This is a genomic window from Alloalcanivorax gelatiniphagus, assembly GCF_005938655.1.
In the GTDB taxonomy this organism is placed as follows: Bacteria; Pseudomonadota; Gammaproteobacteria; order Pseudomonadales; family Alcanivoracaceae; genus Alloalcanivorax; species Alloalcanivorax gelatiniphagus.
Genome location: NZ_VCQT01000040.1, coordinates 65,676 through 89,837 on the forward strand (window position 1 = coordinate 65,676; position 24,162 = coordinate 89,837).

General features: G+C 66.4%; 15 protein-coding genes. 6 read left to right on the top strand and 9 right to left on the bottom strand.

Annotated elements, in window-relative coordinates; genetic code table 11:
- Positions 1–151: 151 nt before the first annotated feature.
- Entirely contained in the window at positions 152–1,366 is a 1,215-nt protein-coding gene (locus FGS76_RS13920; protein WP_138773268.1) for an MFS transporter, read from the top strand.
- On the opposite strand, the gene alkA is transcribed toward FGS76_RS13920, so the two are convergent.
- The 3 genes from alkA to FGS76_RS13935 form a co-directional block, all read right to left on the bottom strand.
- Complete coding sequence (alkA, locus tag FGS76_RS13925) at positions 1,330–2,811, bottom strand: DNA-3-methyladenine glycosylase 2 (RefSeq protein ID WP_138773269.1); 1,482 nt, start codon at positions 2,809–2,811, stop codon at positions 1,330–1,332. The genes FGS76_RS13920 and alkA overlap by 37 nt on opposite strands.
- A 206-nt stretch (positions 2,812–3,017) precedes the next feature.
- Entirely contained in the window at positions 3,018–3,569 is a 552-nt protein-coding gene (locus FGS76_RS13930; RefSeq protein ID WP_138773270.1) for a DedA family protein, read from the bottom strand.
- A gap of 68 nt (positions 3,570–3,637) precedes the next feature.
- On the bottom strand, positions 3,638–4,273 hold the full coding sequence (locus FGS76_RS13935) for a TetR/AcrR family transcriptional regulator (protein WP_138773271.1): 636 nt from the start codon (positions 4,271–4,273) through the stop codon (positions 3,638–3,640).
- A 188-nt stretch (positions 4,274–4,461) separates the two neighbouring features.
- Between FGS76_RS13935 and FGS76_RS13940 the strand changes: the two genes are divergently transcribed.
- Positions 4,462–5,571, top strand: a complete 1,110-nt coding sequence (locus FGS76_RS13940) for an efflux RND transporter periplasmic adaptor subunit (protein WP_138773272.1) — start codon at positions 4,462–4,464, stop codon at positions 5,569–5,571.
- 3 nt (positions 5,572–5,574) lie between these two features.
- Positions 5,575–8,637 (top strand): efflux RND transporter permease subunit, encoded by a 3,063-nt coding sequence (locus FGS76_RS13945; RefSeq protein WP_138773273.1) that lies wholly within the window; start codon positions 5,575–5,577, stop codon positions 8,635–8,637.
- Between the two features lie 12 nt (positions 8,638–8,649).
- On the opposite strand, the gene FGS76_RS13950 is transcribed toward FGS76_RS13945, so the two are convergent.
- Both FGS76_RS13950 and FGS76_RS13955 read right to left on the bottom strand, forming a co-directional pair.
- Positions 8,650–9,297, bottom strand: a complete 648-nt coding sequence (locus FGS76_RS13950) for a hypothetical protein (protein ID WP_138773274.1) — start codon at positions 9,295–9,297, stop codon at positions 8,650–8,652.
- A 42-nt stretch (positions 9,298–9,339) separates the two neighbouring features.
- On the bottom strand, positions 9,340–10,101 hold the full coding sequence (locus FGS76_RS13955; protein ID WP_138773275.1) for a hypothetical protein: 762 nt from the start codon (positions 10,099–10,101) through the stop codon (positions 9,340–9,342).
- 117 nt (positions 10,102–10,218) lie between these two features.
- Between FGS76_RS13955 and FGS76_RS13960 the strand changes: the two genes are divergently transcribed.
- The 3 genes from FGS76_RS13960 (at position 10,219) to FGS76_RS13970 (ending at position 13,599) form a co-directional block, all read left to right on the top strand.
- Positions 10,219–10,980 carry a TSUP family transporter gene (locus FGS76_RS13960; RefSeq protein ID WP_205717268.1) on the top strand — a complete coding sequence of 254 codons (762 nt, stop codon included), beginning with the start codon at positions 10,219–10,221 and terminating at the stop codon, positions 10,978–10,980.
- A 73-nt stretch (positions 10,981–11,053) separates the two neighbouring features.
- Positions 11,054–12,475 (top strand): hypothetical protein, encoded by a 1,422-nt coding sequence (locus FGS76_RS13965; RefSeq protein ID WP_138773277.1) that lies wholly within the window; start codon positions 11,054–11,056, stop codon positions 12,473–12,475.
- Entirely contained in the window at positions 12,472–13,599 is a 1,128-nt protein-coding gene (locus tag FGS76_RS13970; RefSeq protein WP_138773278.1) for a zinc-dependent alcohol dehydrogenase family protein, read from the top strand. The genes FGS76_RS13965 and FGS76_RS13970 overlap by 4 nt, the downstream gene beginning before the upstream one ends.
- 126 nt (positions 13,600–13,725) lie before the next feature.
- Here FGS76_RS13970 and FGS76_RS13975 read toward each other — a convergent pair whose 3' ends face one another.
- From FGS76_RS13975 to FGS76_RS13990, 4 genes are all read right to left on the bottom strand, one after another.
- A complete protein-coding gene (locus FGS76_RS13975; RefSeq protein WP_138773279.1) occupies positions 13,726–15,129 on the bottom strand; it encodes a hypothetical protein in 1,404 nt (467 codons plus the stop codon).
- A 397-nt stretch (positions 15,130–15,526) separates the two neighbouring features.
- Positions 15,527–16,915, bottom strand: a complete 1,389-nt coding sequence (locus tag FGS76_RS13980; RefSeq protein WP_138773280.1) for a hypothetical protein — start codon at positions 16,913–16,915, stop codon at positions 15,527–15,529.
- 179 nt (positions 16,916–17,094) lie between these two features.
- A complete protein-coding gene (locus FGS76_RS13985) occupies positions 17,095–18,720 on the bottom strand; it encodes a ShlB/FhaC/HecB family hemolysin secretion/activation protein (protein WP_138773281.1) in 1,626 nt (541 codons plus the stop codon).
- 17 nt (positions 18,721–18,737) lie between these two features.
- Complete coding sequence (locus tag FGS76_RS13990; protein ID WP_170214480.1) at positions 18,738–24,089, bottom strand: beta strand repeat-containing protein; 5,352 nt, start codon at positions 24,087–24,089, stop codon at positions 18,738–18,740.
- Positions 24,090–24,162 lie beyond the last annotated feature (73 nt).

The window sequence follows — 24,162 nt, forward strand, 5'->3', positions numbered from 1 at the left end:
CAGGGCGCCACAGCATAGCAGCCGGGGCGCGGAGGCGAGCGTGGAATCCGGGAATTTTTCCACATACCTTTGGGTATGCCCGTGGCGGGAGCGGGGGTACACTCAGGAGCTGGAGCATACCAACGAACAACAAAAAAGGGCCTACCCCGCCATGCGTTTTCTCGCCCGTCGCCCGCCGTTTTTTCTGATGGTCTCCACCGGCGCCGCCTGCATCGTGGTGCTGCTGGTGTTCGCCCGCCTCAGCTATGGCCTGGTATTGCCGGCCATGCGCGAGGGGCTGCAGCTCAGCTACAGCCAGGCCGCCAATCTGAGCACCGCCAACGCCCTGGGTTATCTGTTGCTGGTGATGGTGGCCGGCGTGTTCGCCGCCCGCTTCGGCGGCAAAACCTCGGTGATGGTGGGCCTGGTGCTGGTGATCGCCGGCTTCCTGGGCCTCAGCCAGTCCACCCGCTACAGCGTCTCGCTGATGCTGATGGTGTTGCTGGGCATGGGAACCGCCTTCGGCTATACGCCGCTGATCTCGTTGCTGGCCAATACCTACCCGCACCGGCGCGGCGCGGTGATCGGCCTGGTCAACAGTGGCGTGGGCATCGGCATGTTATTGATCGGTGCCCTGGCGCCGCCGCTCACCGAAGCCGGCGGCGACGGCTGGCGCCAGGTGTGGCTGCTGTTCGCCGCCGGCGGCGTGCTGGTGAGCGTGCTGGTGGCGCTGTTTCTGCGCAATCCGCCCCGCCCTCTGGCGGCGGACACCGCCGCCGCCCTGGGCGAACCGGACGCGCCGATCTTCCGCAATCCCCATGTGGTGATCGTGGGGCTGGTGTACGGCGTGCTGGGGCTCACCTTCATCGTGCAAAGCACCTTCATGTACAGCTACGCCCTGGCCGCCGACACCCCGCCGCGCACCGCCGGGCACCTGGTGTCCGCCATGGGCATGCTGTCGGTGTTCGCCGGGCCGGCCTGGGGCTGGCTGGCGGACCGTCTGGGCTATGCCAACGGCCTGATGCTGTCCATGGGGCTGTCGCTGCTGGCCACGGTGATTCCGGTGCTGCATCCGGTGACCTGGGCGTTCGGCGCCCATTTCCTGCTGATGGGCCTGTGCGCGGCGGGCATGTTCTCCACCGTGCTGGCCGCCTCCACGGAGACGGTGCCGGCCCACCGGGCGCCGGTGGCGGTGAGTTTCGTGACCCTGTTCTACGCGGTGGGGCAGTTACTGGGGCCGGCCCTGGCCGGGCCACTGATCGAGTGGCGGGACGGCTTTCGGCTGGTGTTCGCCCTGAGCTGCGTGGCGATGGTGATCGGCGTGCTGCTCAGCGCCTACAGCCGCCGCCATCAGCGCGCCCGATCACCGTTGCCCTGCGCCGACTGACTTCCTTCCGCCTGACTTTCCACCGCCAGGCTCCGCCACAGCGCCATCACCGCATAGGCGCGCCAGGGCCGCCAGCCCTCGGCGCGCTGCCGGGCCCGCGCCGGTGACCGCTCCCCGAGTGCCTTGAGCACGCCATAGTCGGCGGCCGGGAAGGCATCCGGCCAGCACAGAGCGCGCATCGCCAGGTAATGGGCGGTCCAGTCGCCGATGCCCGGCAGCGCCTTCAGCGCCGCCAGGGTGTCCTCCACCGGCGCCCCCGGCGCCAGCACCAGATCGCCCCGGTCACAGGCGCTGGCCAGGGCGCGGATGGCGCCCACCCGGCTGCGCAGAATGCCCAGCCCGCCCAGGGTATCCGCATCGGTGGCGGCCACCCGGGCGGCGTCCGGAAAGGTGTGGGTAAGGGCGGCGAACGGCGTATCCAACGGTTCGCCCAGGGCCGCCGCCACCCGCCCGGCCAGGGTCTGGGCGGCGCGCACCGTGATCTGCTGACCCAGCACCGCGCGCACCGCCGCCTCGAAACCGTCAAAGGCGCCGGGCACCCGCAGGCCCGGGTGAGCGTCCGCCAGCGACCCCAGGGCGGCGGCCACCTCCGAGGGCTGGCAGTCCAGATCAAACAGCCGGCGCAGGCGCGTCAGCACCTGCGGCACCACGCCGGCCAGGGAGGCGGACAAGGTCACCGCCAGCCGCTGCTGGCCGCTCACCGGCGCCACCGCCAGCCAACCCCGATGGCAATGCCCGTCCCGCCACAGCATCACGGTGCGCCGGTAGACGCCCGCCTCCACGCTTTCCACCCCGGCGATGGCACGCTGGCCTAGAAAATCCCGCAGCGCCGGCCAGTCGTAGGGCGGCCGGTAGGCCAGTTGCAGGGTAAAGCTGTCCCGGTCACCGGTGCCGCCGGGGCGGCGCAGGTCGGAGGGTTTCATTCGATAGCGCTGGCGGAACAGGGCGTTGAAGCGGCGCAGGCTGCCAAAGCCGGCGGCCAGCGCCACCTCGGTGACCGGCAAGCGGGTTTCGGTGAGCAACTGCTTGGCCAGCAGCAGGCGGCGGGTTTGCGCATAGGCCACCGGCGTGACCCCGTACTCGCGCCGGAACACGCGCCGCAGGTGCCGGTCGGTGACGCCCAGGGTGGCGGCCAGCCCGGCCAGCCCCTTATCCGGCAAACCCTGTTCCAGGGCCACGGCGGCGGCCCGCGCCAGCCGCTGGCGGGCGTCCACGCTGGCCAGCCCCGGCGCCAGCTCCGGGCGGCACCGCAGGCAGGGCCGGTAGCCCTGGGCCTCGGCGGCGGCGGCGCTGGGATAAAAGGCACAGTTGGCCCGCCGGGGCCGGCGTGCCGGGCACACCGGCCGGCAATAAATACCGGTGGAGGAGACCGCCACATAGAAGTGGCCGTCGAAGCGGGGGTCCCGGGCGCTCAGGGCGCGGTAGCAAACATCGTCATCGAACATGCCCGCATGATAGCGCCGTAGCCCGCCGCGCACTCGCCGTTTTCGGACCCGGCTTAGGGCCTGTTCACACTACTTGCATTACGCCTGTTGTGGCCTCCAGCGTCGTTGTCGGTCGCTTATTTGGAATGACCAAACCGCGCTCCCTCCGCCTGGCTGGAGACCAAAATGACACCCAGCAGGCGTGATGCAAGTAGTGTGAACAGGCCCTAGGGCCGCTGACGCCAGCGGCGCCACAGCCATAACAGCGCCGCCGCCAGCAGCAGGCCGCCCAGCACGTAAAGCTCGTAGCGCTTCACTTCGCCGAGCACCGCTTCCAGCAGATTGCCGAAATGGTAGGCGGCGGCGCCCAGCACCGAAGCCCAGATCGCCGCGCCCAATCCGTTGAACAGCAGAAACCGGCCGGGCGGGTAACCGGATACGCCGATCGCCACCGGCATCACCGTGCGCAGGCCGTAGACAAAGCGGAAGCCGAGCACCCACAGGTCCGGGTGACGGCGCAGCCGCGCCAGGGCCTTCTCGCCGACCTGCTCCCAGCGCGGCTTGCGCGCCAGCAGGCCACGGCCGTAGCGGCGACCGAGCAGATACCAGAGCTGGTCGCCGGCCCAGGCGCCGAGGAACGCCACCAGCATCACCAGGTCCAGCCGCAGATAGCCCTGGAACGCCAGAAAGCCGGCCAGCACCAACACCGCCTCGCCCTCGAAGAAAGTGCCGAGGAACAGGGCGGCGTAACCAAAGTGTTGAAGAAATTCCTGCAGCATGGCCGACATCGCACAAGTTGAGCAGCCCGCAGCCTAGCCGGTTCCCGCCATGGAAAAAAGCAGGATTATCAGGGGGCGTAGCCTTTCAGGAACACGCGCACCACCTCGCGCACATGCCGCTCGGCTTCGGCCCGGTCCGGCGGCTGCGCGCAGCCGATCAGCACCTGCATGTGGCGGCAGCTTTGCAGCATGCCGAAAAACAACTCGCTGGCGGCGGCGGTGTCGCTGATGGCCACCAGGTTCAGGTCCCGGGCCTTGGCCAGCAGCCGTTCCATCTCATGCAGGGTTTTGGCCGGGCCACCTTCGAAGAACAGCCGCGCCATCTCCGGTTCCTGGGTGGCCAGGCTGTTCATCAGCCGTTCCAGGCTGATCGCCTCTTCGCTGTTGATCAGATCCATGAAGGACCGGCCGATGCGCTCCAGCACCGCCGGCAGTTCGGCGGGATCGTCCAGGGAGAAAATCGGAAACGGCATGGACTCTTCGCACTTGGCCTCCACGGCGGCGGCGAACAGGTTGCCTTTATCGGAAAAATGGCTGTAGACCGTGAGTTTGGAAACTCCGGCTTCGGCGGCTACCGCGTCCATGCTGGTCCCCGAGAAACCCTGGGAAAGGAACAGGGTCTTGGCGGCATCCAGAATCGCCCGGCGTTTGGCCGGGTCCTTGGGCCTGCCGCGCAGACCCGTCTGGGCGTCGTTGTTGGACATAGTGCTCCCGATGGCCTATTAAATACTGGACCGGTAAGTTCAATAAAATTACTATACCGGCCAGTATAGCATTGCCGATACGCTATCGGCGTATTTTTTATGACCTGCCATCCCTGGCGGTCATCCTGCCGGGCCGTCGCTTGCGCGACGTTGAAAATGGCTCCCGGCCATTTTTTATGGGGGTTTACATGTTCCGCTTTCCGCTGCTCATTCTGCTGCCCTTGGCGCTTTTCGTGGCCGCCTGTTCGCCACCGGAAACACCCGAGGAGGCGGCACCACGCCCGGCCCTGGTGGTGCAGCCCGGCGGCGCCGAAGCCCTGATGGACATCTTTCCCGGCGAGGTCCGTGCCCGCTATGAGCCGGAGCTGGCGTTCCGCATCGCCGGCAAGATCAGTCGCCGGCTGGTGACCGTGGGTGACCGGGTGAAGAAGGGTCAGCCGCTGGCGGAACTGAACGCCGCGGACGTGGGCCTGGAGCTGGACGCCGCCCGGGCACGGCTGGCCTCCGCCCGCGCCGACCACCAGCTGGCCGCCAGCGAGCTGGACCGCTACCGCCCCCTGCTGGAGCGGGGCGTGGTGAGCGGCTCCCAGTTCGACGCTGTGCGCAGCCGCTTCCAGGCCGCCGAGGCCCAGTTGGAGCAGGCCCGCGCGCAGATGGACGTGGCCCGCAACCAGGCCGGCTACGCGGTGCTGGAGGCACCGGACAACGGCGTCATCGCCCGGCGCCTGGCGGAAGCCGGCCAGGTGGTGGCGGCCGGGCAGACCGTGTTCGTGCTGGCGGTGGACGGCGACCGGGAGGTGCGCATCGACCTGCCCGAGCAGGACATGGACCGCTTCAAGGTGGGCGATGAAGTCACCATCGAGTTGTGGTCCCGGCCCGGCGACACCTTCCCCGGCCGTATCCGCGAGCTGGCGCCGGCGGCGGACCCGGCGTCACGTACCTTCGAGGCCCGGGTGGCGTTCGACAATCAGGCGGTGGGCGCGGACCTGGGGCAAAGTGCCCGGGTGCTGGTGCACGGCGCCAATGGCGCGGACACCCTGAGCCTGCCGCTGGCGGCGGTCACCGCCGACGACGGCAACCCCTATGTATGGGTGGTGAACCCGGACGATCTGACCCTGACCAAAACGCCGGTGAAGACCGGCGCCTACCATGCCGAGCGCGTGCCGGTGCTGGGCGGCCTGGCCGCCGACGCCTGGGTGGTGGCCGCCGGCACCCAGGTGCTGCGCGAGGGGCAGAAGATACGACCGGTGGACCGCCAGAACCGGCCGGTGCGGTTGAACCAGAAGGGCGGGGAGTAAGCGATGCGCTTCAACCTCTCCGAATGGGCCCTGCGCAACCGCACCCTGGTGCTCTACGCGATGATCGTGCTCGGCGCGCTGGGGGCGCTTTCCTACACCCAGCTGGGCCAGAGCGAGGACCCGCCGTTCACCTTCAAGGTAATGGTGGTGAACACGGTGTGGCCCGGCGCCAGCGCCAAGGAAGTGTCACGGCAGGTCACCGAGCGCATCGAAAAGAAGCTGATGGAGACCGGCGACTACGACCGCATCGTGTCGTTCTCGCGGCCGGGCCAGTCCCAGGTGCTGTTCGTGGCCCGGGACAATATGCACTCCCGGGATATTCCGGAGTTGTGGTACCAGGTGCGCAAGAAAATCGGCGATATCCGCCATACCCTGCCCCGGGACGTGCAGGGGCCGTTCTTCAATGACGAGTTCGGCACCACCTTCGGCAATATCTACGCGCTCACCGGTCCCGGCTTCGACTACGCGGTGATGAAGGACTACGCCGACCGCCTGCAGCTGGCCCTGCAACGGGTCAAGGACGTGGGCAAGGTGGAGCTGCTGGGTCTGCAGGACGAAAAAATCTGGGTGGAAATCTCCAACACCAAGCTGGCCTCCCTGGGCATTCCCATGGGCGCCGTGCAGCAGGCCCTGCAGTCGCAGAACGCCAAGGCCGAGGCCGGTTTTTTCGAAACCCCCAGCGACCGGGTACGGCTGCGGGTCAGCGGCCAGTTTGAATCGGTGGAGGAGATCCGTGCTTTTCCGATTCGCGCCGACGGCCGCACCCTGCGGCTCGGTGACATCGCCCAGGTTTACCGGGGCTTCAGTGATCCGCCGCAACCGCGCATGCGCTTCATGGGCGAGGACGCCATCGGTCTGGCGGTGTCCATGAAGGAAGGCGGTGACATTCTCGCCCTGGGCGAGCACCTGGACGCGGAATTCAAGCGGCTGCAGAACACCCTGCCCGCCGGCCTGGAGCTGCGTAAGGTATCCGACCAACCGGCGGCGGTGGAACAGGGCGTGGGCGAATTCGTGCAGGTGCTGATCGAGGCCCTGGCCATCGTGCTGCTGGTGAGCTTCTTCTCCCTGGGCGCGCGCACCGGCCTGGTGGTGGCACTGTCGATTCCGCTGGTGCTGGCCATGACCTTCGCGCTGATGCACTACTTCCACATCGGCCTGCACAAGATTTCCCTGGGCGCGCTGGTGCTGGCCCTGGGCCTGATGGTGGACGACGCCATCATCGCCGTGGAAATGATGGCGATCAAAATGGAGCAGGGGCTGAGCCGTATCAAGGCCGCCGGCTTCGCCTGGACCAGCACCGCCTTCCCCATGCTCACCGGCACCCTGATCACCGCCGCCGGCTTTTTGCCCATCGCCACGGCGGAATCCGGCACCGGCGAGTACACCCGCTCGATCTTCCAGGTGGTTACCTTGTCGTTGCTGGTGTCCTGGGTCACGGCGGTGGTGTTCGTGCCCTACCTGGGCGACAAGCTGCTGCCCAACCTGGCCCGCCGCGATGACAGCGGCCAGGTGCATGACCCTTACCAGAAGCCTTTCTACCGCCGCTTCCGGCGACTGGTGCTGTGGTGCGTGCGCCACCGCAAGACGGTGATCGTGCTCACCGTGGTGTTATTCATGGCGTCACTGGCCCTGTTCCGGCTGGTGCCCCAACAGTTCTTCCCGCCGTCGGCGCGTCTCGAACTGATGGTCGATCTGAAGCTGCATGAGGGCGCCTCGCTCACCGCCACCGAGGAACAGGCCCTGCGCCTGGAGAAGATGATCGCCGGCAACGACAAGATCGAAAATTACGTGGCCTATGTGGGCTCCGGTTCGCCCCGGTTCTATCTGCCGCTGGATCAGCAATTGCCCACCCCCAGCTTCGCCCAGTTCGTGGTGCTGACGCGCAACATCGAAGAGCGCGAACAAGTACGCACCTGGCTGATCGATACCCTGGCCAAGGAATTTCCCTCCCTGCGCAGCCGCGTTTCACGGCTGGAGAACGGCCCGCCGGTGGGCTACCCGATCCAGTTCCGGGTGTCCGGCGAACATATTCCCGAGGTGCGCGCCATCGCCCGCCAGGTGGCCGCCAAGGTGCGCGAGAATCCGGAGGTGACCAATGTGCACCTGGATTGGGAGGAGCCCAGCAAGGTGGTGCGTCTGGAAATCGACCAGGCCCGGGCCCGGGCGCTGGGCGTGAACAGCGCCGACCTGTCGCGGGCGCTGCAAAGCTCCCTGTCCGGGGTGGCGGTGAGCCAGTACCGGGAAGACAACGAGCTGATCGACGTGGAGGTGCGCGGCGACAGCCGCGAGCGCCACGCCCTGGGCCAGTTGGGTAACCTGGCGGTGCAGACCGAGACGGGACGCAGCGTGCCGCTCAATCAGATCGCCACTTTGGAATACGGCTTCGAGGAAGGGGTGATCTGGCACCGCAACCGGCTGCCCACGGTGACGGTGCGCGCGGACATCTACGGCGATGATCAGCCCGCCACCCTGGTGAACCGCATTTGGCCCCAGTTCGACGCCATCCGCGCCAACCTGCCGCCGGGCTATTTGCTGGCGGTGGGCGGCACCGTGGAGGAATCCGCCCGCGGGCAGGCGTCGGTGAACGCCGGCATGCCGCTGTTCATCCTGGTGGTGCTGACCCTGCTGATGCTGCAACTGCGCAGTTTCTCGCTGACCACCATGGTGTTCCTGACCGCGCCGCTGGGGCTGATCGGCGTCACCGTGTTCCTGCTGCTGTTCCGCCAGCCGTTCGGCTTCGTGGCCATGCTCGGCACCATTGCCCTGGCCGGCATGATCATGCGCAACTCGGTGATTCTGGTGGACCAGATTCAGCAGGACATTGCCCAGGGGCTGAGCCGCTGGGACGCCATTATCGAGTCCACGGTGCGGCGCTTCCGGCCCATCGTGCTCACCGCCCTGACCGCGGTGCTGGCCATGATTCCGCTGTCACGCAGTGACTTCTTCGGCCCCATGGCGGTGGCGATCATGGGCGGGCTGATCGTGGCCACCGCCCTGACCCTGCTGTTCCTGCCGGCGCTGTACGCCGCCTGGTTCCGGGTCAAGGAAGAGCACGCCGCGCGGTAACCGGCGGCGCGTTCAGTAGCGGGTGGTGCGGTCGAAAAAATGCACCCCTTCAAGGAGCGCGCTGAGGTCGTTGAACGCCCGGGTTTCGCTGAACGGCGCTTCCCGGGGCGGGTCGTAGACCTGGCCGTTGCTGCCCTGCACCACCAGGTCGATGGCATAGCAGGCACCGTCGTGCAACGCCCGCCAGGCGTGCACCCGGCGGCTGTGGTTCATGGCCGCGTCGCCGCCCTGGAAGGTGGTGAAGGCCACCCCGTCCAGGCTTGCCTCGCCGACGCTGTCCGGCCGCGCCCAGGGGTCCGGCTCGGTGCAACCGGCCAGCACCTCCGGGTCACGGCTGGCACCCAGCCGCAACTCGCCGGCGCGGATCTCATTGGAATCCTTCAAGCGTAATACCAGCAGGGCGTGGCCGGGCTGGTCCGGCCCCACGCCCACGCGCCAGCCGCCCTCCTCGAAATAGCCCTTGGCCGGCCCGTCCACACGGGTCACCTGGTCCTTCGAGTAGTCCACGGCGATGCCGTATTCCACGTTCTCGTAGCGCCCCTCCGGCGCGCCGGATTGCACCGCGGTGCTATAGCCGCCACCGCCGCTGGCCGAAGGGGCGTCACAGCCGCTCAGCCCGGCCAGGGCCGTCAGCATCAGGGTCGCGGTAACGCCACGCATGGGTTGCCCTCCTTGTTCAAAGCCCCGGTTTGAAAGCCCCGGTTATTCCGTGAAGCGGATACCGTCGATCACCGTCTGCAGATCTTCCAGCGCCTGCTTCCGCGCCTCGCTGTCACCGGCGTCGCCCTCGCCGCTGGCGATCAGGTCGATGGCGTAGCAGGCTTCTCCGTAAGTAGCCCGGTAGCTCTGCAACAGGCGGTAGCCGTTCTCGCCGGTTTCGGTGACCTCGTAACGACGGAACGGCACACCGTCGATGGTGCGCGATGTCTCCGTGTCCCCGGCGGCACCGGTGGGCTGGTCCTTGCAATGGCTCAGGCCCTGGGTGGAGCGGCTGACGCCGAGCTGAAAACGGGCCTGCTGATCAGGTACCTTGAGGGTCAGCAGCCGCTTGCCGTCTTCGTCCTTGCCGGCGAACGCTTTCCAGCCGCCTTGGTCACCGCTGGTCTGGCTCTGCCGGTCACTGCCGTTAAAGTCCGGGTCGGTGCGGCTAATGCTCCCGGCGCGGCTGTTGATCACCTTCAGATTACGGGGGAAGGTCACCGCCACGCCGTATTCGTCGCTCTTGTAGGTGGCTGTCTTACCCTTCGGTGCCGGCTGCCGGTCCTGGGCGGAAGGCGCGCCGGCGGTGTCCACGGTGGCCTGGGGCTGGCCGCTGTCGTCGCCGCCAACCCGCTCGCCGGGCTGGCTTTCCTGGATCGGCGCGCCGTCGCCGGAAGTTTTGTCTTTGCTCTGGTCATCGTCCGGGGGTTGGCAGGCGGCCAGCAGCAAGGTGCCGGTGGCCAGCAGGGCCAGGGAATAACGCATGGGATCCTCCTTGAATCCTGACGGTAATAGGACCCCATGCTACGGCGGATGACGCCGTGGACGCTTCACTGCTTTACACTCTTTAACCGCTTTCTTGCTCAGGCTCAGGACACAGCTTTGGAACTGGAACTCGCCACCCTTTTGATGCTTGGCGGCCTGGCGCTGCTGGCGGGCTTTATCGACACCCTGGCCGGCGGCGGCGGGCTGCTCACCCTGCCCGGGCTGCTGCTGGCCGGCCTGCCGCCGGTGCAGGCCCTGGCCACCAACAAGCTGCAGGGCACCTTCGGTTCCGGCATGGCCACCTTTACCCTGCTGCGCCTGCGCCGCTTCTCACCGGCGGCGGTGCGGCGCCCCTTTCTGTGGGCACTGGCCGGCAGTGCCGTGGGCACGGTGGTGGTACAGGTGGTTCACACCGACGCCCTGCAGGTGCTGGTGCCGGTGGTGCTGGGCCTGATCGCCCTGTATTTCCTGCTGATGCCGGGGGCCGGCCGGGTGGAACGGGCGCCGCGCCTGGGCGGCGCGCTCTACGACCGCACCGTGGTACCGGTCATCGGCTTCTACGACGGCTTTTTCGGCCCCGGCACCGGTTCGTTCTTTTCGCTGGCGGAGGTGGCGCTGCGCGGCCGCGAGCTGATTACCGCCACCGCCCACGCCAAGGCGTTCAATTTCGCCAGCAACATCGCCTCGCTGACGCTGTTCGTGATCGGCGGCAAGGTGCTGTGGGCCGTGGGCGCCACCATGATCCTCGGCCAGCTGCTGGGCGCCTGGCTGGGCGCCCACGCGGTACTGCGCGGCGGCCACCGCCTGATCCGGCCGCTGATCGTGCTGATGTGTCTGGCGATGATCGCCCGCTACCTGCACGGCGTGATCAATCCCTGAGACATCAACGGTTGACCCGGCCCACCGGACCTCTAAAGTAATTCAAAACGCTGTTTTGACTCGGGGAAGCACAATGAGAGATTACCGCCGCGCGGACGGCGAGACCCGCTACTGGCCGCTGGGTCCGTTCAAGGTCCGTCTGCCCTTCCTGCATTACCGCTTTGAATGGCCCGACTATTTTCAGGGCCTGTTGATGTGCGCGGTGGACCTGGCCGCCATTCCGCTGATGACCGAACTGCTCGGCATGCCCTTCGAGGCGGCGCTGGCGGTGGTGCTGCTCAACGGTCTGCTCTATCTCACCCACCACCTGCTCGGTGACCCGGTGGTGCCCGGCTGGATCACGCCGGCGATCCCGCTGCTGATCGTCTACTGCGAAACCTTTCCGGAGGGCCCGGAACGGGTGCACGCGCTGATCGCCTTCCAGTTACTGCTGGGCCTGTTCTGTATCGGGCTGGGCGCCACCGGGCTGTCCCGCAAGGTGGTGGGGCTGGTGCCGCCGGCGATCAAGGCCGGCATCATCATGGGCGCCGGCATCGCCGCGGTGATTTCCGTGTTCAAGGTGGGCGGCCGCTTCGAGAGCTTCCCGTGGACCATTTCCATCGCCATCGGCATCGCCTTCTATCTGATTTTTTCCCGCCACTTCGCCTGGCTGAAGCAGCGCAATGCCTTCTGGGGCACCCTGGGCAAGCTGGGTATTTTTCCGATCATCGCCCTGGCCATCGTGATCGCGCCGCTGTTCGCCGAGGCCCCCTGGCCCACCATCGAATGGGGTTTTACCTCACCGGATTTCATGACCCTGTGGAATGAGTACACGGTGTTTGGGCTGGGCCTGCCATCGCCGCAAATGTTCCTGCAGGCGATCCCCACCATGCTGGCCGCCTATATCGTGCTGTTCGGCGATGTGCTGCAGGGCAAGGCGCTGCTCAAGGAAGCGGACGAATCCCGCCAGGACGAGAAGGTGGACTACAACCCGGACCGCGCCCACATGATCTTCGGCGGCCGTAACGCCACCATGAGCATCATCGGCCCGGACGTGGCCATGTGCGGCCCGCTGTGGGCGGCCATGCACGTGGTGATCGTGGAGCGCTTCAAGGAAGGTCGCAAGGCGATGGACTCGATCTTCGGCGGCGCCGGTTCGTTCCGCTGGGGCACCAACACCGGGCTGATCCTGATGCCCATCGTCAGCCTGGTGGAGCCGATTCTCGGCGTGGCGCTGGCCCTGACCCTGCTGATCCAGGGCTATGTGAGCGTGCGCATCGGCATTCTCGAAGCGCGCAGCCAGCGGGACCTGGGCATCGCCGGGGTCACCGCGGCGGTGCTCGCCACCCAGGGTGCCACCTGGGCGTTCGCCGTGGGCGTGGCGCTGTGCTTCCTGATCTATGGCCGCCATTTCTTCAGCGGCGAGAACGACCAGACCTTCACCAAGGACATTGATTCCCGGGACACATCTTCCCAGGACAACTCTCCCCGGAACAACGAAGAGGAAACCCCATGAAAACCCGCGCGGCAGTACTTCGTGAAATGGGCGCCGAGCGCCCCTACGGCAGCTCCAAACCGCTGAAAATCGAAGAGGTGGAGCTGGACGCTCCGGAACACGGCGAGATCCTGGTGCGGGTGCGCGCCGCCGGCCTGTGCCACTCGGACCTGTCGGTGATCGACGGCAACCGGCCCCGGCCGCTGCCCATGGCCCTGGGCCATGAGGCCGCCGGCGAAGTCATGGAAGTGGGCCCCGGCGTCACCGACCTGGAAGCAGGCGACCATGTGGTGTTCTCGTTCGTGCCCAGCTGCGGCACCTGTGACTACTGCCTGGGTGGCCGCGCCGCCCTGTGCGCCCCCGGCGCGGTGGCCAACAACGAAGGCGTGCTGCTGGGCGGCGGCCACCGGCTGCACCAGGGCGACACCACCGTGAACCATCACCTGGGCGTCTCCGGCTTCGCCGAGCACGCGGTCACCTCCCGCCGCTCGGCGGTGAAAATTCCCAAGGATCTGCCGTTCGAAATCGCCGCCGTGTTCGGCTGCGCGGTGCTCACCGGGGTGGGCGCGGTGGTGCACACCGCCGGCCTGCGCGCCGGCCAGTCAGTGCTGGTGGTGGGCCTGGGCGGCGTCGGCCTGTCCGCGGTGCTGGGCGCTGTAGCCGCCGGCGCCCGCCAGGTGATCGCCGCCGACATCGCCGAGGACAAACTGGAACTGGCCAAATCCATGGGCGCCACCCATGTGGTCAACTCCAAGGACGAGGACGCGGTGGAACAGGTCAAGGCGATCAGCGGTGGCGGCGTGGACATCGCCGCCGAATTCGCCGGCGTCGGCCCGGCTCTGGAATTCGCCTTCGCCGCCACCGGCAAAGGCGGCAGCACGGTCACCGCCGGCCTGCCCCACCCCAGCACCCGGCTGGCCCTGAGCCCGGTGCAGATGGTCGCCGAGGAGCGCCGCTTCCTGGGCTCCTACCTGGGCGGCCACGTGCCGGCGCTGGACATCCCCGAGTACATCGCCCTGTACCAGGCCGGCCGCCTGCCGGTGGACAAGCTGCTCACCCACCGGCTCAAGCTCGACGAGATCAACGAAGGGTTCGAGCGGCTGGCCAAGGGCGAGGCGATCCGGCAGGTGATTCTGTTCGATTAGCGGTCCGGAGACCGGGGTGCGGGGTTCAGGATGCAGGATACAGGGGCGGGCTCGGTGCCATCCCTTCAAACTGTATCCTGCATCCTGTATCGCGGCTGAAGCCGCTCCTGCGGCCGCTATGGCCGGCTAGCGGAGGCGGCGACGCAGGGCCAGCAGGCCGAGTCCGAGCAGGACCAGCGGACCGCTGGCGCCGCCGCTGCTTCCACCGCCGCCGTTATCGTCGCCGCCCGGCGCCGGGGCCTCGGCGGCGGGTTCCGACACCTTGACCGAGCGCGCGCGGATTACGGCGTTTTCCCCGGATTCCTGTTGGTACCACAGCACCGTGGCGGTGTCGCCGCTGATCACCACCCGGGTGAGGTCCGAGTAAACCTCGGTGTCCTCACCGGTGGTGGCCACGGTCACCGGTCCGTCGCCCAGCCGCTGGCCATCCCTGAAGGCGGCCACCCGGCTTTCCTGGCGCATGGGGTCGGCGTCGATATTCACAAAACTCCAGCCCGCCAGGATCAGGCCGTCGCCGTCCGTGGCCACGGATATCGGGGCCAGCTCGCCAGCCACCCCTCTAACCGGGTCATCCCCGGCTTCCAGCGCGGCGACGGCGGTGCCGTCCGCGGCCCAGCGATGGCCGAGCTGATGGTAGTCCGCGCCGTCTTCGCCGTCGGGTTCGGCCTGATACCAGAACCCAACGAAACCACCCTCTTCGTCACCGGCCAGGGCCGGATAGGCCTGGCTAACGCTTGGCCCACTGTACTCGTCGTTATCCAGCCGGAAAGAGTCGGCCAACGCGGTGCCATTCACGTTGTACCGTTGCGCCAGAAGTCTCCCCTGCGGCCCGGTCCAGGCCAGGGTGAAGGTGTCTCCCTGCATTGTCAGCGCCGGCGGCAGAATGATCCCATCGAAAACGTCATTCACGAGGACGGGCGATGAGCTGATCGCGGTGCCATCGGCATTGAATGTACTGGCCATGTAACGCGGCGGCACTTGGTAACCGGTGGCGTACCAGCCCAGTACGAAGGCACCCTGATCGTTCATGGCGACGCGTACATGGCATTCACGGCCGGAATTTTCATAGTTAAGATAGCTTTCCTCGGAGACCACATCCTCACGGCTGACACGCTTGTAATGCACCCCAAAGCAATCGCGGTCGTAGGTTACTTCCTCCACATTCCAGGCCACCACCATATCGCCGCTGGCGTCGGCGGCCACCACCGGGTCCCGCAGTGGCAAGCTGGTGTACATGTCCTCCGCCACGGTCACGATATCGCCGACCGGGTCACCCTCCGCATCGAAGCGGGCCAGCCTCACATAATCCATGTCGTCGCTGTCGTTGGTCTCCTCCCACACCACCGCGAAGTGGCCATCGGGAAGAGCGGCAACGTCGAAGCCGTGGAGAACATAACCCGCGCCGGCGGTGTACAGGTCCCGGGCCGGGGCGATGTCATCAAACAGGTCATCCGCGCCCACCGGGGCACACAGAACGGCGGAACACACCGCCACGGCCAGCGGCGTGCGCCGCAAAGAGAAAGCAGTCATGAAAATCCCCTTCGAAAATACCGAGATATAATTTAATTATTGCCAAGGTTGGCCTGGATCCAGCGGATCGACTGAAGCTCGACCAGATCGACGCCCCCCTGATCGCGTCTGAAACGGAGCGCCGACCGTGCGTCCCCGCCATCGGTCTTCCCGGCGCCGGTAAGCACCGGGCCCCATGGCACCATAACGTACTTGCAGCTGGTACAGCCAACCGCGTGCGTCCGCTCCCTTGCCCACCGGGCAGACGCACCCCGTTTCCGGTCCGCCCGGGAAGAAGCTCCCAGAGCCATCCACCTCCAAACCTTTCCGGAGGTGCTTTCGCTTGTGGCTTGTGCCTTGAGGCGTCCCCTTCAGCCTGTATCGCGGCTAAAGCCGCTCCTACGGCCGCTATCGCCGGCTAGCGGAGGCGGCGACGCAGGGCCAGCAGGCCGAGCCCGAGCAGGGCCAGTGGACCGCTGGCGCCGCCGCTGCTTCCACCGCCGCCGTTATCGTCACCGGCCGGCGCCGGGGCCTCGGCGGGGGCCGGCACCGTGAACGAACGCGCACGGATTACGGCGTTTTCCCCGGATTCCTGCTGATACCACACTGCCGTGGCGGCACGGCCGCTTACCGCTACCCGAGTGGTGCTAGAGAAAAAACTAGTGTCCGGGCCAGCGGCGAACACAGTCACCGGGCCATCACCCAACCGCTCCTGACCCTGAAAGGCGGCAACCCGGCCCTCGGAGCGCTCGTACTGAGCAACCCAACCGACCAGTATCAGGCCTTCGCCGTTGGTGGCGACGGACATCTCGCTCCCTCCGACTTCCCCCCCGGACATAGGGTCTTGACCGACCGCCAGCGCCGCACCGGCGGTACCATCCGCTGCCCAATGGTGGCCAAGCTGGAGGCTCTCATAGTTGCCGTCACCATCGAACCCCACCTGACGCCAAACCCCCACGAAATCACCGTCCTCGCCAACAGCCAGGGCCGGCTGACTCTGATAAACGACGTCCCCGCTCTGCTCTTCGTTATCCAGCCGGAAACCCTCGGCATCCAACGAAACACCGTTCACGTTGTACCGTCGCGCGCGCACCTTTGAGAGCCCATCCTCGCCCCCCGGCCAAGCCATGGTGAAAGTGTCTCCCTTGATCGTCAGCGCCGGCGGCAAAACCACGTCCGGAATGGCTCCGCCTACCTGGATCGGCGATGTCGTGGTCGCGGTGCCATCAGCATTGAACGCCTGGGCCAGGTACATGTCCCGCCCTTCGGAAGGTTCGTCGTACCAGCCGAGTACGAAAACACCCTCCCCGTTCATAGCAACGCGCCCATAGCACTGCCGGCTATTGGAGCCATGGGGAAGAGAGCGACCCTCCGAGACCGTGTCCTCATGGCTCACCTGCTTGTAACGCACCGAAGTGCAGCCACGATCAACGAGTTTGTCAGACGAGTTCCAAGCCACCACCAGGTCGCCATCGGCAGCGGCGGCCACCGCTGGCTCACGCATATAAAGGTTCTGCTCCTGCACCGTCACGGTATCGCCGACCGGGTCGCCCTGGGCGTCGAACCGGGCCAGCTTCACGTAATCCATATCCTCACTGTCGTCGAGCTCCAACCATACCACCGCAAAGCGACCGTCAGGCAGCGCGCTGACGTCGAAACCGGTGATGCGGTAGCCTTCCGGGGCGGTGTAAAGATCCCGGGCCGGGGCGGCGTCATCGAGCAGGGAAGCGGCGCCCGCCGGCGCGCAGAGAACGACGGAGCACACCGCCAAGGCCAGCGACGTGCGCCGCAAAGTGAAAGTAGTCATGAAAACCCCCTCGTAAAATACCCGGATATCCGTGTTGCCAGTATTGGCTTGAGTGCCGTACGCCGATTCACGCTCGGCGAGATTAAAGAAAGGCGTTGATCGCGGCTGAAGCCGCTCCTACCGCGTCCTATTTTCGTAGGAGCGGCTTCAGCCGCGATCACCGTTCGAGCACTGCTTGCTCAGAATCGGTAGCCAAGGTTCGCCCACAGTTGCGGGTCGCGCTGATCATCGTCGGACTGGGCGTCCCCACCGTGGGTCTTCCAGGCGCCGGCCAGCGACAGGTCCAGGCCGCCGCGCGCGTAGCGCAGGCCCACGCCAGCGCCGGACACGGCCCGCTCCTCGCCTTCATCCACGCCCCCGTTGGGGGTCCGCCCGCTGTCGAAGAAGATGAACGGCGCCGCGCCCCGTCCGACCCGGTAACGCAGTTCCAGCTGGGTCAGCCAGCCCCGTGCGTCCGAGCCCTCGCCCACCGGGTAGGCGCGCACCGCGTCCGGCCCGCCCAGGTAGAAGCTCTCCGAGCCATCCAGGTCATCGCGGTCGGCCCACTGGCCATTGAAGCGCGCATAAAGATCGAAGCCGTTACCCAGCGCCTGCCGTCGTGACACGTCCAGGGCAACGGTTGTGAAGCCGTAGTCGCGATCACCCAGGACGCTCTGATCAATCTCAATCCGCCCCGGGGTCAGGGTCAGCCGGCCCCAGGTGATGCCGCCCAGGCCCAGGCCGTCGCGGGCGTCGAAGTTGAGCCCCACCGGCAGGGACCGGCTGTCGGTGGCCTTGCGGTAGTCGAACAGATCGATGTCGTCCTCCAACTCCTTGTAGCGCAGCCCGCCGAACAGAGTCAGATTGCTTTGCTGGCCGCGCAGCAGCGGGTAGCGCAGGCGGGCGGCATAGACATCGGCCTGGCCGGTGTAGCCTTCGAAACCCTTGCCGAGGGTGTAGTCGTTGCGGGCATAGCTGAGCTCACCGCTCAGGCCACTGGTGCCCAGTGGCAGGGCATAAGCGAGGCTGCCCAGCCAGGTGTCCTCGCTGGTGTAGAGCGCGCTTACGTCGAGCCGGTCGCCCACGGTAAGCAAGCGGTTCACCGCCACCCCGGCGCGGCCTCGATACTCGCCGGAAAAGCGGTTGCCATGGTTGTCGGCCCCGATCAGCCCCGTGACCCGGTCGGTGGGCCGCACCAGCACCTCCAGCTCGCCAGTACCAGGCCGGCGCCCCGGGCGCATCACCGGCTCAATGCCGACGCCGGGCAGATCGCCGATCAGCAACAGCCGGCGTGACAGTGGCGCCGAGGCAATGGGCGCGCCGGGCTTCAACGGCGCCAGCCAGGGCTGCAGGGCGCTGGCCAACGGCTCCGGGCCACTGGTGTGCGCGCGGTCATAGCGCCCCTCGACCACCCGTAGCCTCAGGTTGCCGCCGCTCAGGTCCTGCGGCGGCAACAACACCAGGGCAAAGGGGTAACCCTGGTCCCGATAGAAACGGCTGAGCCGGTTGGCCAGCGCCTGCAGCCCGGCCAGGTCCAGGGCGTCACCGATGGAATCCGCCACCACCCGGCGAAGCCGTTCATCACTGAACACGGTATTCCCGTCCAGGGTGATCCCCTTCAGGGTCACGGTGGCGCCACCGGCTTGCCCTTCGGTGAGCGGCTGGCCATCGAGCCGCAGATCCACGGACGGCGCCGGCGGCGTATCGCGGGGCTCGCGGCTCTGTTGCAGAATCTGGCCGGCGTCCGGCGCGGTCTGCGCCGGAGCCGGCGTGGCCGCCAGCAAAAACAAAGCGGTCACGGCGAAAGGAGCGAAGGTTCGCGTCATGGTTATCATCCCGGCGGTTACAGGCTGTTGTCGGTGTCGGTGTTGATGCCACTGCCGACCACGACCATGTTCAGTGAGCCCGCACCGGGGCGGGTGGACGCCGCCTCCTTCTCGTCGTTCACCCGCACCAGGGTCAGACCACCTGGAACCGTCTCTCCGCCGCCGCTATCAAGGCCGGCACCATAGCTACCGGGGAATGGCGCGGCAGGCTTGCGGCGGCCACCGCCTGCTCCCTCGCCAGCCCACCGGGAGGTGGTCCCCTGCAACGCGCTCAGCGTGCCTAGCAGCGGACGGCCGGCAGTGAAGTCCACGACCAGTTCACCGGGTACGAAGTCGATCAGGTAGTTGGCGTTAAGGGCCTCGGTGACCGCGCCCTGCAGGATGGCGTAATCACCGGCCTCCTCGCCGGCCTCCCGGCTCAGAGCACCGGCCAGACTTTCCCCGGCCACCAGGCCGCAGTCCGCGGTCTGGCCGCTGGCGCAGCCGGTACGGTAGGTGAGTGCCGGATCCACCACCCCGGCGATCTTGCGCTGGTCGTCCGCGGTGACCGTTACCGCACGCGGCGTGATGGTGGCCATGAGGGTGCCGGTGGTCTCTCCGGTGAAGGTGTAGTTGCCGGCGTCGTCGCCGGTCAGGGCGGCGTCGCTGTAGTTGACCACCTTGTTCTCGCCGGCGTTTTTATCGATGAACTGCCCGTTGGCAACGAGATTCAAGTCATCACCTTCAATCAGGCCGCTGTCGCCAACGCGACCATCGAGTGCGCCGTTCAAGATGGCTTGCCGGCTGCCATCATAGACCCGATCGACCGCGGTAACCGTGGCGCCGATCCGGCGACGGGTGATCTCGGCGCTTAAACCGGTGCTGTCCGCCAGCTTGTAGTTACTGGCCAGGCCACCCTCGCCATTCGCCAGGCTGTAGCGCGCCGTGGCGCTGCGCTCGCCAGCGCTGGCCTCGTCGAACTCGCCGCTCGCCGTAACATACAGCGCTTCACCATCCACCAGGTTACCGAGGCTACCCACCGTGATGTTCGCGGTGGTGGTGCCATCGTAGATCTTGTTGCCGGCACTCGTGCCGCTGATGGTCAGCACACGACGGTCGATGGTGGCTTCATGGCCGGTCGTATCGGCAAGAACGTAGTTGCTGGCCAGGCCATCGTCGCCATCCGCCAAGGTGTAGTGCGCCGTGGCGGTACGGTTACCGGCATTGGCATTGTCGAAGGTGCCGCTGGCGCTGACGTTGAGGTTTTCGCCGTCCACCAGGTTGCCGAGGGCGCCCAGCGTGATATCGGCGTTGGTGGTGCCATCGTAGGTCTTGTTGGCGGCGCTGGTGCCATTGATGGTCAGCTCGCGACGCTCGATGGTGCCGTTCGCACTGGTCGTGGTCACCGTGTAGTTGTTACCACCGTTGCCATCATCAAGGGTATAGCCACTATCCACCGTCAGCGTGTGGTTATCGCCGGCGTTTTTTGAAGCGAATGACTGGCTCAAGCCGGTGAGGCTGTCGGTGCCGTGGAGCGTGCCGTGTTTCACCTCGCCAGCGGATGTGGTGTCGCCATCATAGGTTTTGCTGTCGCTGACCGCGCTGAGCGTCAGGGTGGCCTTGTCCACGGTATAGCGGCCCGTCTCGACCTTGATATCGTAGCCTTGCTGGCCGGAGTAGAGGCCGCTTATGCCCAGCGCGTAATCACCGGCATTGCGGGTAGTCACGTCGGTGTAATCGGCACTGCCCAACAGGCTGGCGGTTTCGTCGGACAGTGTATGGCCGGAGCCGCTCACCGTGACTTCGGTGCCGTCGTAGGTGCGGCCGGTTTTGTCGTTCACCGTTACCGTGACTTGTTTGAGGAAAGTGCGCAGCAGCGGCGTGGTGAAACCATCGTAAAGGCGCCAGGTAGTGCCGGTGCCGCCCTTGGTGTCGATATCCCAGCCAGTATCGGCGAAGTGTTGGGCGCCTTTCATCTCGGCCGTCGTCAGGGCTAAGACACCATCAACTTTACCGCTACTCCCGCCATTCTCTTGGCCGGTGGTTTCTTTATCGAAGAACGATTTAGTGATGGTAACGTTGAAATCAGACCCGACCAGACCGCCAGCTTCGGCGTAGTCACCATTGCCCGTGACGCTGCCCGTGGCATAGCTCTGAATTATAGTTCCGAAAGAAGCGGCCCCGACCAGACCGCCGACCCTGGCGTTGCGACCATTGCCCGTCACGCTGCCCGTGGCATAGGCGGTCTTGATTATTCCTTCATGATCGTTCCCCCCGGCCAGACCGCCGACCCTGGCGTAGTAGTCACCACTGCCCGTCACGCTGCCCGTGGCATAGGCGGCTTCGATCTCGCCGCTGTTAGACCCGACCAGCCCACCGACATAGGCATAGCTATCCGAGCTGATCACACTGCCCGTGGCATAGGCGGTTTTGATCGTACCACCGCTGTTATAACCGACCAGCCCACCAATAGAAGCGGCCCCATCCGCATCCGCCGTCACGGTCGCCGCGGAATAAACGTTCTTGATGCTCACCAGGTTAAGCCCGACCAGACCGCCAACATTGTTGGCGCCAGCCACGTCGCCCGTGGCATGGGCGTTCTCAATCTGGCCGTGGTTCGCCCCAATCAGCGCACCAACATGGGTGCCGCCGGCTATGCTTGCGTTGACGAGACCGACATTACGGATCGTGCCGCTGGAAGAACCAAACAGACCGATGTAATTCGCACCAGTCCTGCTGATGGTAAGCGCCGAGATCGTATGGCCCAGGCCGTCGAAGTTGCCGGTGAATTTGTTATCGGCATCGCCTACAGGCGCGAAGCCGCTGCTGCCCCACATGCCGGCAGCATTCTTACCCGCCGTGGCGCTGGCGTCGATGTCGCCAGCCAGTACATAGGTGGCGCTCAAGTCCAGGGCCGTCAACTGAAGCTGATGGGCGTTATGGATGGTGGTCGAGTATTCACTATAGAGGAAGGGGCGGGTGGAGCCTTCGAACATCACCCATTGGGGGTTATTGTCGGCGTCGTCGGCGACCCAGACGCCGGTGCCGGCGGCGGTTTCCCGCCAGGTACCCAGCCCCCCATATCCATCGTGATTATGACGGGTCGTGGCGATATCGGTGGCGGTGCCAGCGTTGATCCCAGCTGAACTTTGGTTCGTAGTGGCGCTGTCCCAGTAGACGTTGTTGAGGACGCCAGACGATGTTGAGTTTGCACCCACCAGACCGCCAACGGCGTTCACGCCAGTGACCGCGCCGGTCGCGTAGGCATTGCTGATGGTACCTTCATTCGCGCCTACCAAACCACCGGTAAGGGTGTTGCCATCCTGCACCGCGCCGGTGGAGTAAGCGTTGCTTACGGTGCCTTTGTTGTAGCCCACCAGACCGCCCATATAATAGCTCTCGCGGCTACCAGTTACCGCGCCTGTGGCATATGCGTTGCTCACGGTGCCGCCACTTTCGTTGAGGCCAACCAGCCCGCCTACAGACTCGCTTCCTGACACGCGACCTGTAGCATAGACGGCCCTGATCGTACCTTGGTTCTTCCCCACCAACCCACCGGCAGCGTAGCTGCCCTCCACACTGCCTCCAACAAGACCAACGTTGCTCACCCTGCCGCCCGTCCCAACAGCCCCGAACATACCGGCATAGGAGGTGTCGATGATGGTCAGATCGCTGATGGTATGGCCCAGGCCATCGAAGGTGCCGGCGAAGTCGTTATCGTCATAACCCACCGGGGCAAAGCCAGCGCCACCGTTCCAGTTTTCCGTGTCGCTGGCATCGATGTTCGCGCCCAGCGCATAGTGCCCACCCAGGTCACCCGCCATCCCTTGCAGGTCCTCGCCGGTGGTGCTGCCGGCAGCGCCCAGGTCGGTGATCACGGTGTAGTCGATGGTGTCGCCGTCACTGCCAAGCTTGGTGGAGAAGTTGTCTCCCGCCTGCAGGTTGACCGGGGCGTTGACGCGGTACTCAGCGGCGCGATCGCCGATCTGGCCGTCGCTACTGCCTTGGCCGTATTCCAAGGCCAGTTTGCCACCGCTGCCCCGGGAGGCGTCGATGGTGGCGTTGATCTCGATATCGCGGTGGGCGTTGAGCGTGAGGGTGGTACCGCTTTGCCAGGTGACGGCGTCGTTCACAAAGATGTCGCCGTTGCCGCCGCCGGATTCCACGGTTTGCACGGTGATGCTGTTGTCGGCCAGGTTGTCGGAGAGGGTGTCGGCGCCGATGCCGCTATCGGTTTCCACGGCGCCGCCGGCGCTGACGGTGAAGTCGGACGGGTCGATGAGCCATTCACCGGTCTTGCCCTGGTCGGCGCGGGTGGTCACCCGGGCTTCGTCGGCGACCTTTACCTTGGCCGCGCTGGTTTCGATAAAGCCGCCATCGCCGCCCTCGGGGTTAAGAGAAGCGGGGGCACCGGCATCCAGGGTGCCCGCCACTTGCACCGAGCCGTGGTCCATGTCGCCCATCAGGCGGATTTCACCGTTCTCACCGGCGGCCAGGGTTCTGGCCTGGGTCATGCCGGTGTGGTTGATGACGCTGGCGGCCAGATCGCCGGCGGCCTTGGCGGTGAGGTAGACCAGGCCGCCGTCGGCGCGGATGGCGCCGCCCTGTTCGATCAGGGTGTTCAGGCGGGCCTCTTTCACCTCGATGCTGACCGGGCCGCCCAGGTCCAGGGTGACGGTGCTGCCGGCGCCCATCAGGGTGCTGCCGCGCGGGGTGGTAATGTCGCCGGTGTTGACGATCTCGGCGGCGATCATGGCTACCAGCCCGCCCTGGGCGGTGCGGATGTTGCCCCGGTTAATAACGGCGTTGGCGCTGTCGCCGCTGAAGCGGTAGTCGCCGTTCATGAAGTCGTCGGTGGAGATGTCCAGTGTGGAGGCCACCAGGGCGCCCACGTCCACCCGCGCGGTGGAGGAAAAGTGCACCCCGTTGGGGTTGACCAGAAACACCCGGCCATTGGCTTCGATGGCGCCGCGAATGGAGGACACCTCACCGCCGGTGACCCGGTTAAGGGTGGCGGCATCCCGGCCCGGCTGATTGAAGCGGACGGTGTTGCCCTCGCCAACGGAGAAGCTCCGCCAGTCGATGGCGGCGTTGCGGCTGGTTTGATCGATGTTCAGCGTATCGCCCTGGCGGCCGATGCTGGCATCGCCCGCCACCACCCTGCCACCGTCCGGCAAGGTGCCGGCCCGGGCGGTGAAGGGGATAAGGATCAGCAGCAGCGCCCCTGAGGCCAGCCGTGGCGCCGAGGGCCGGGATGCACTGCCCGAGCCCCCGGCCGACAGCGCCCCCCGGCGCTGCCGGCCACAGGTTTCGGCGGCTGCTTGCCAGACCCGCCTGCGAACGTTCCAGACCACACGGTACACACGGTTCATGCTGCCATGCCGGCTCATCGCGGCTCCCCCTTCTCGCATTGAATAACCGGCGGCACGGCAATCCCGGAGCCTGATACCGATGGATAGCGGC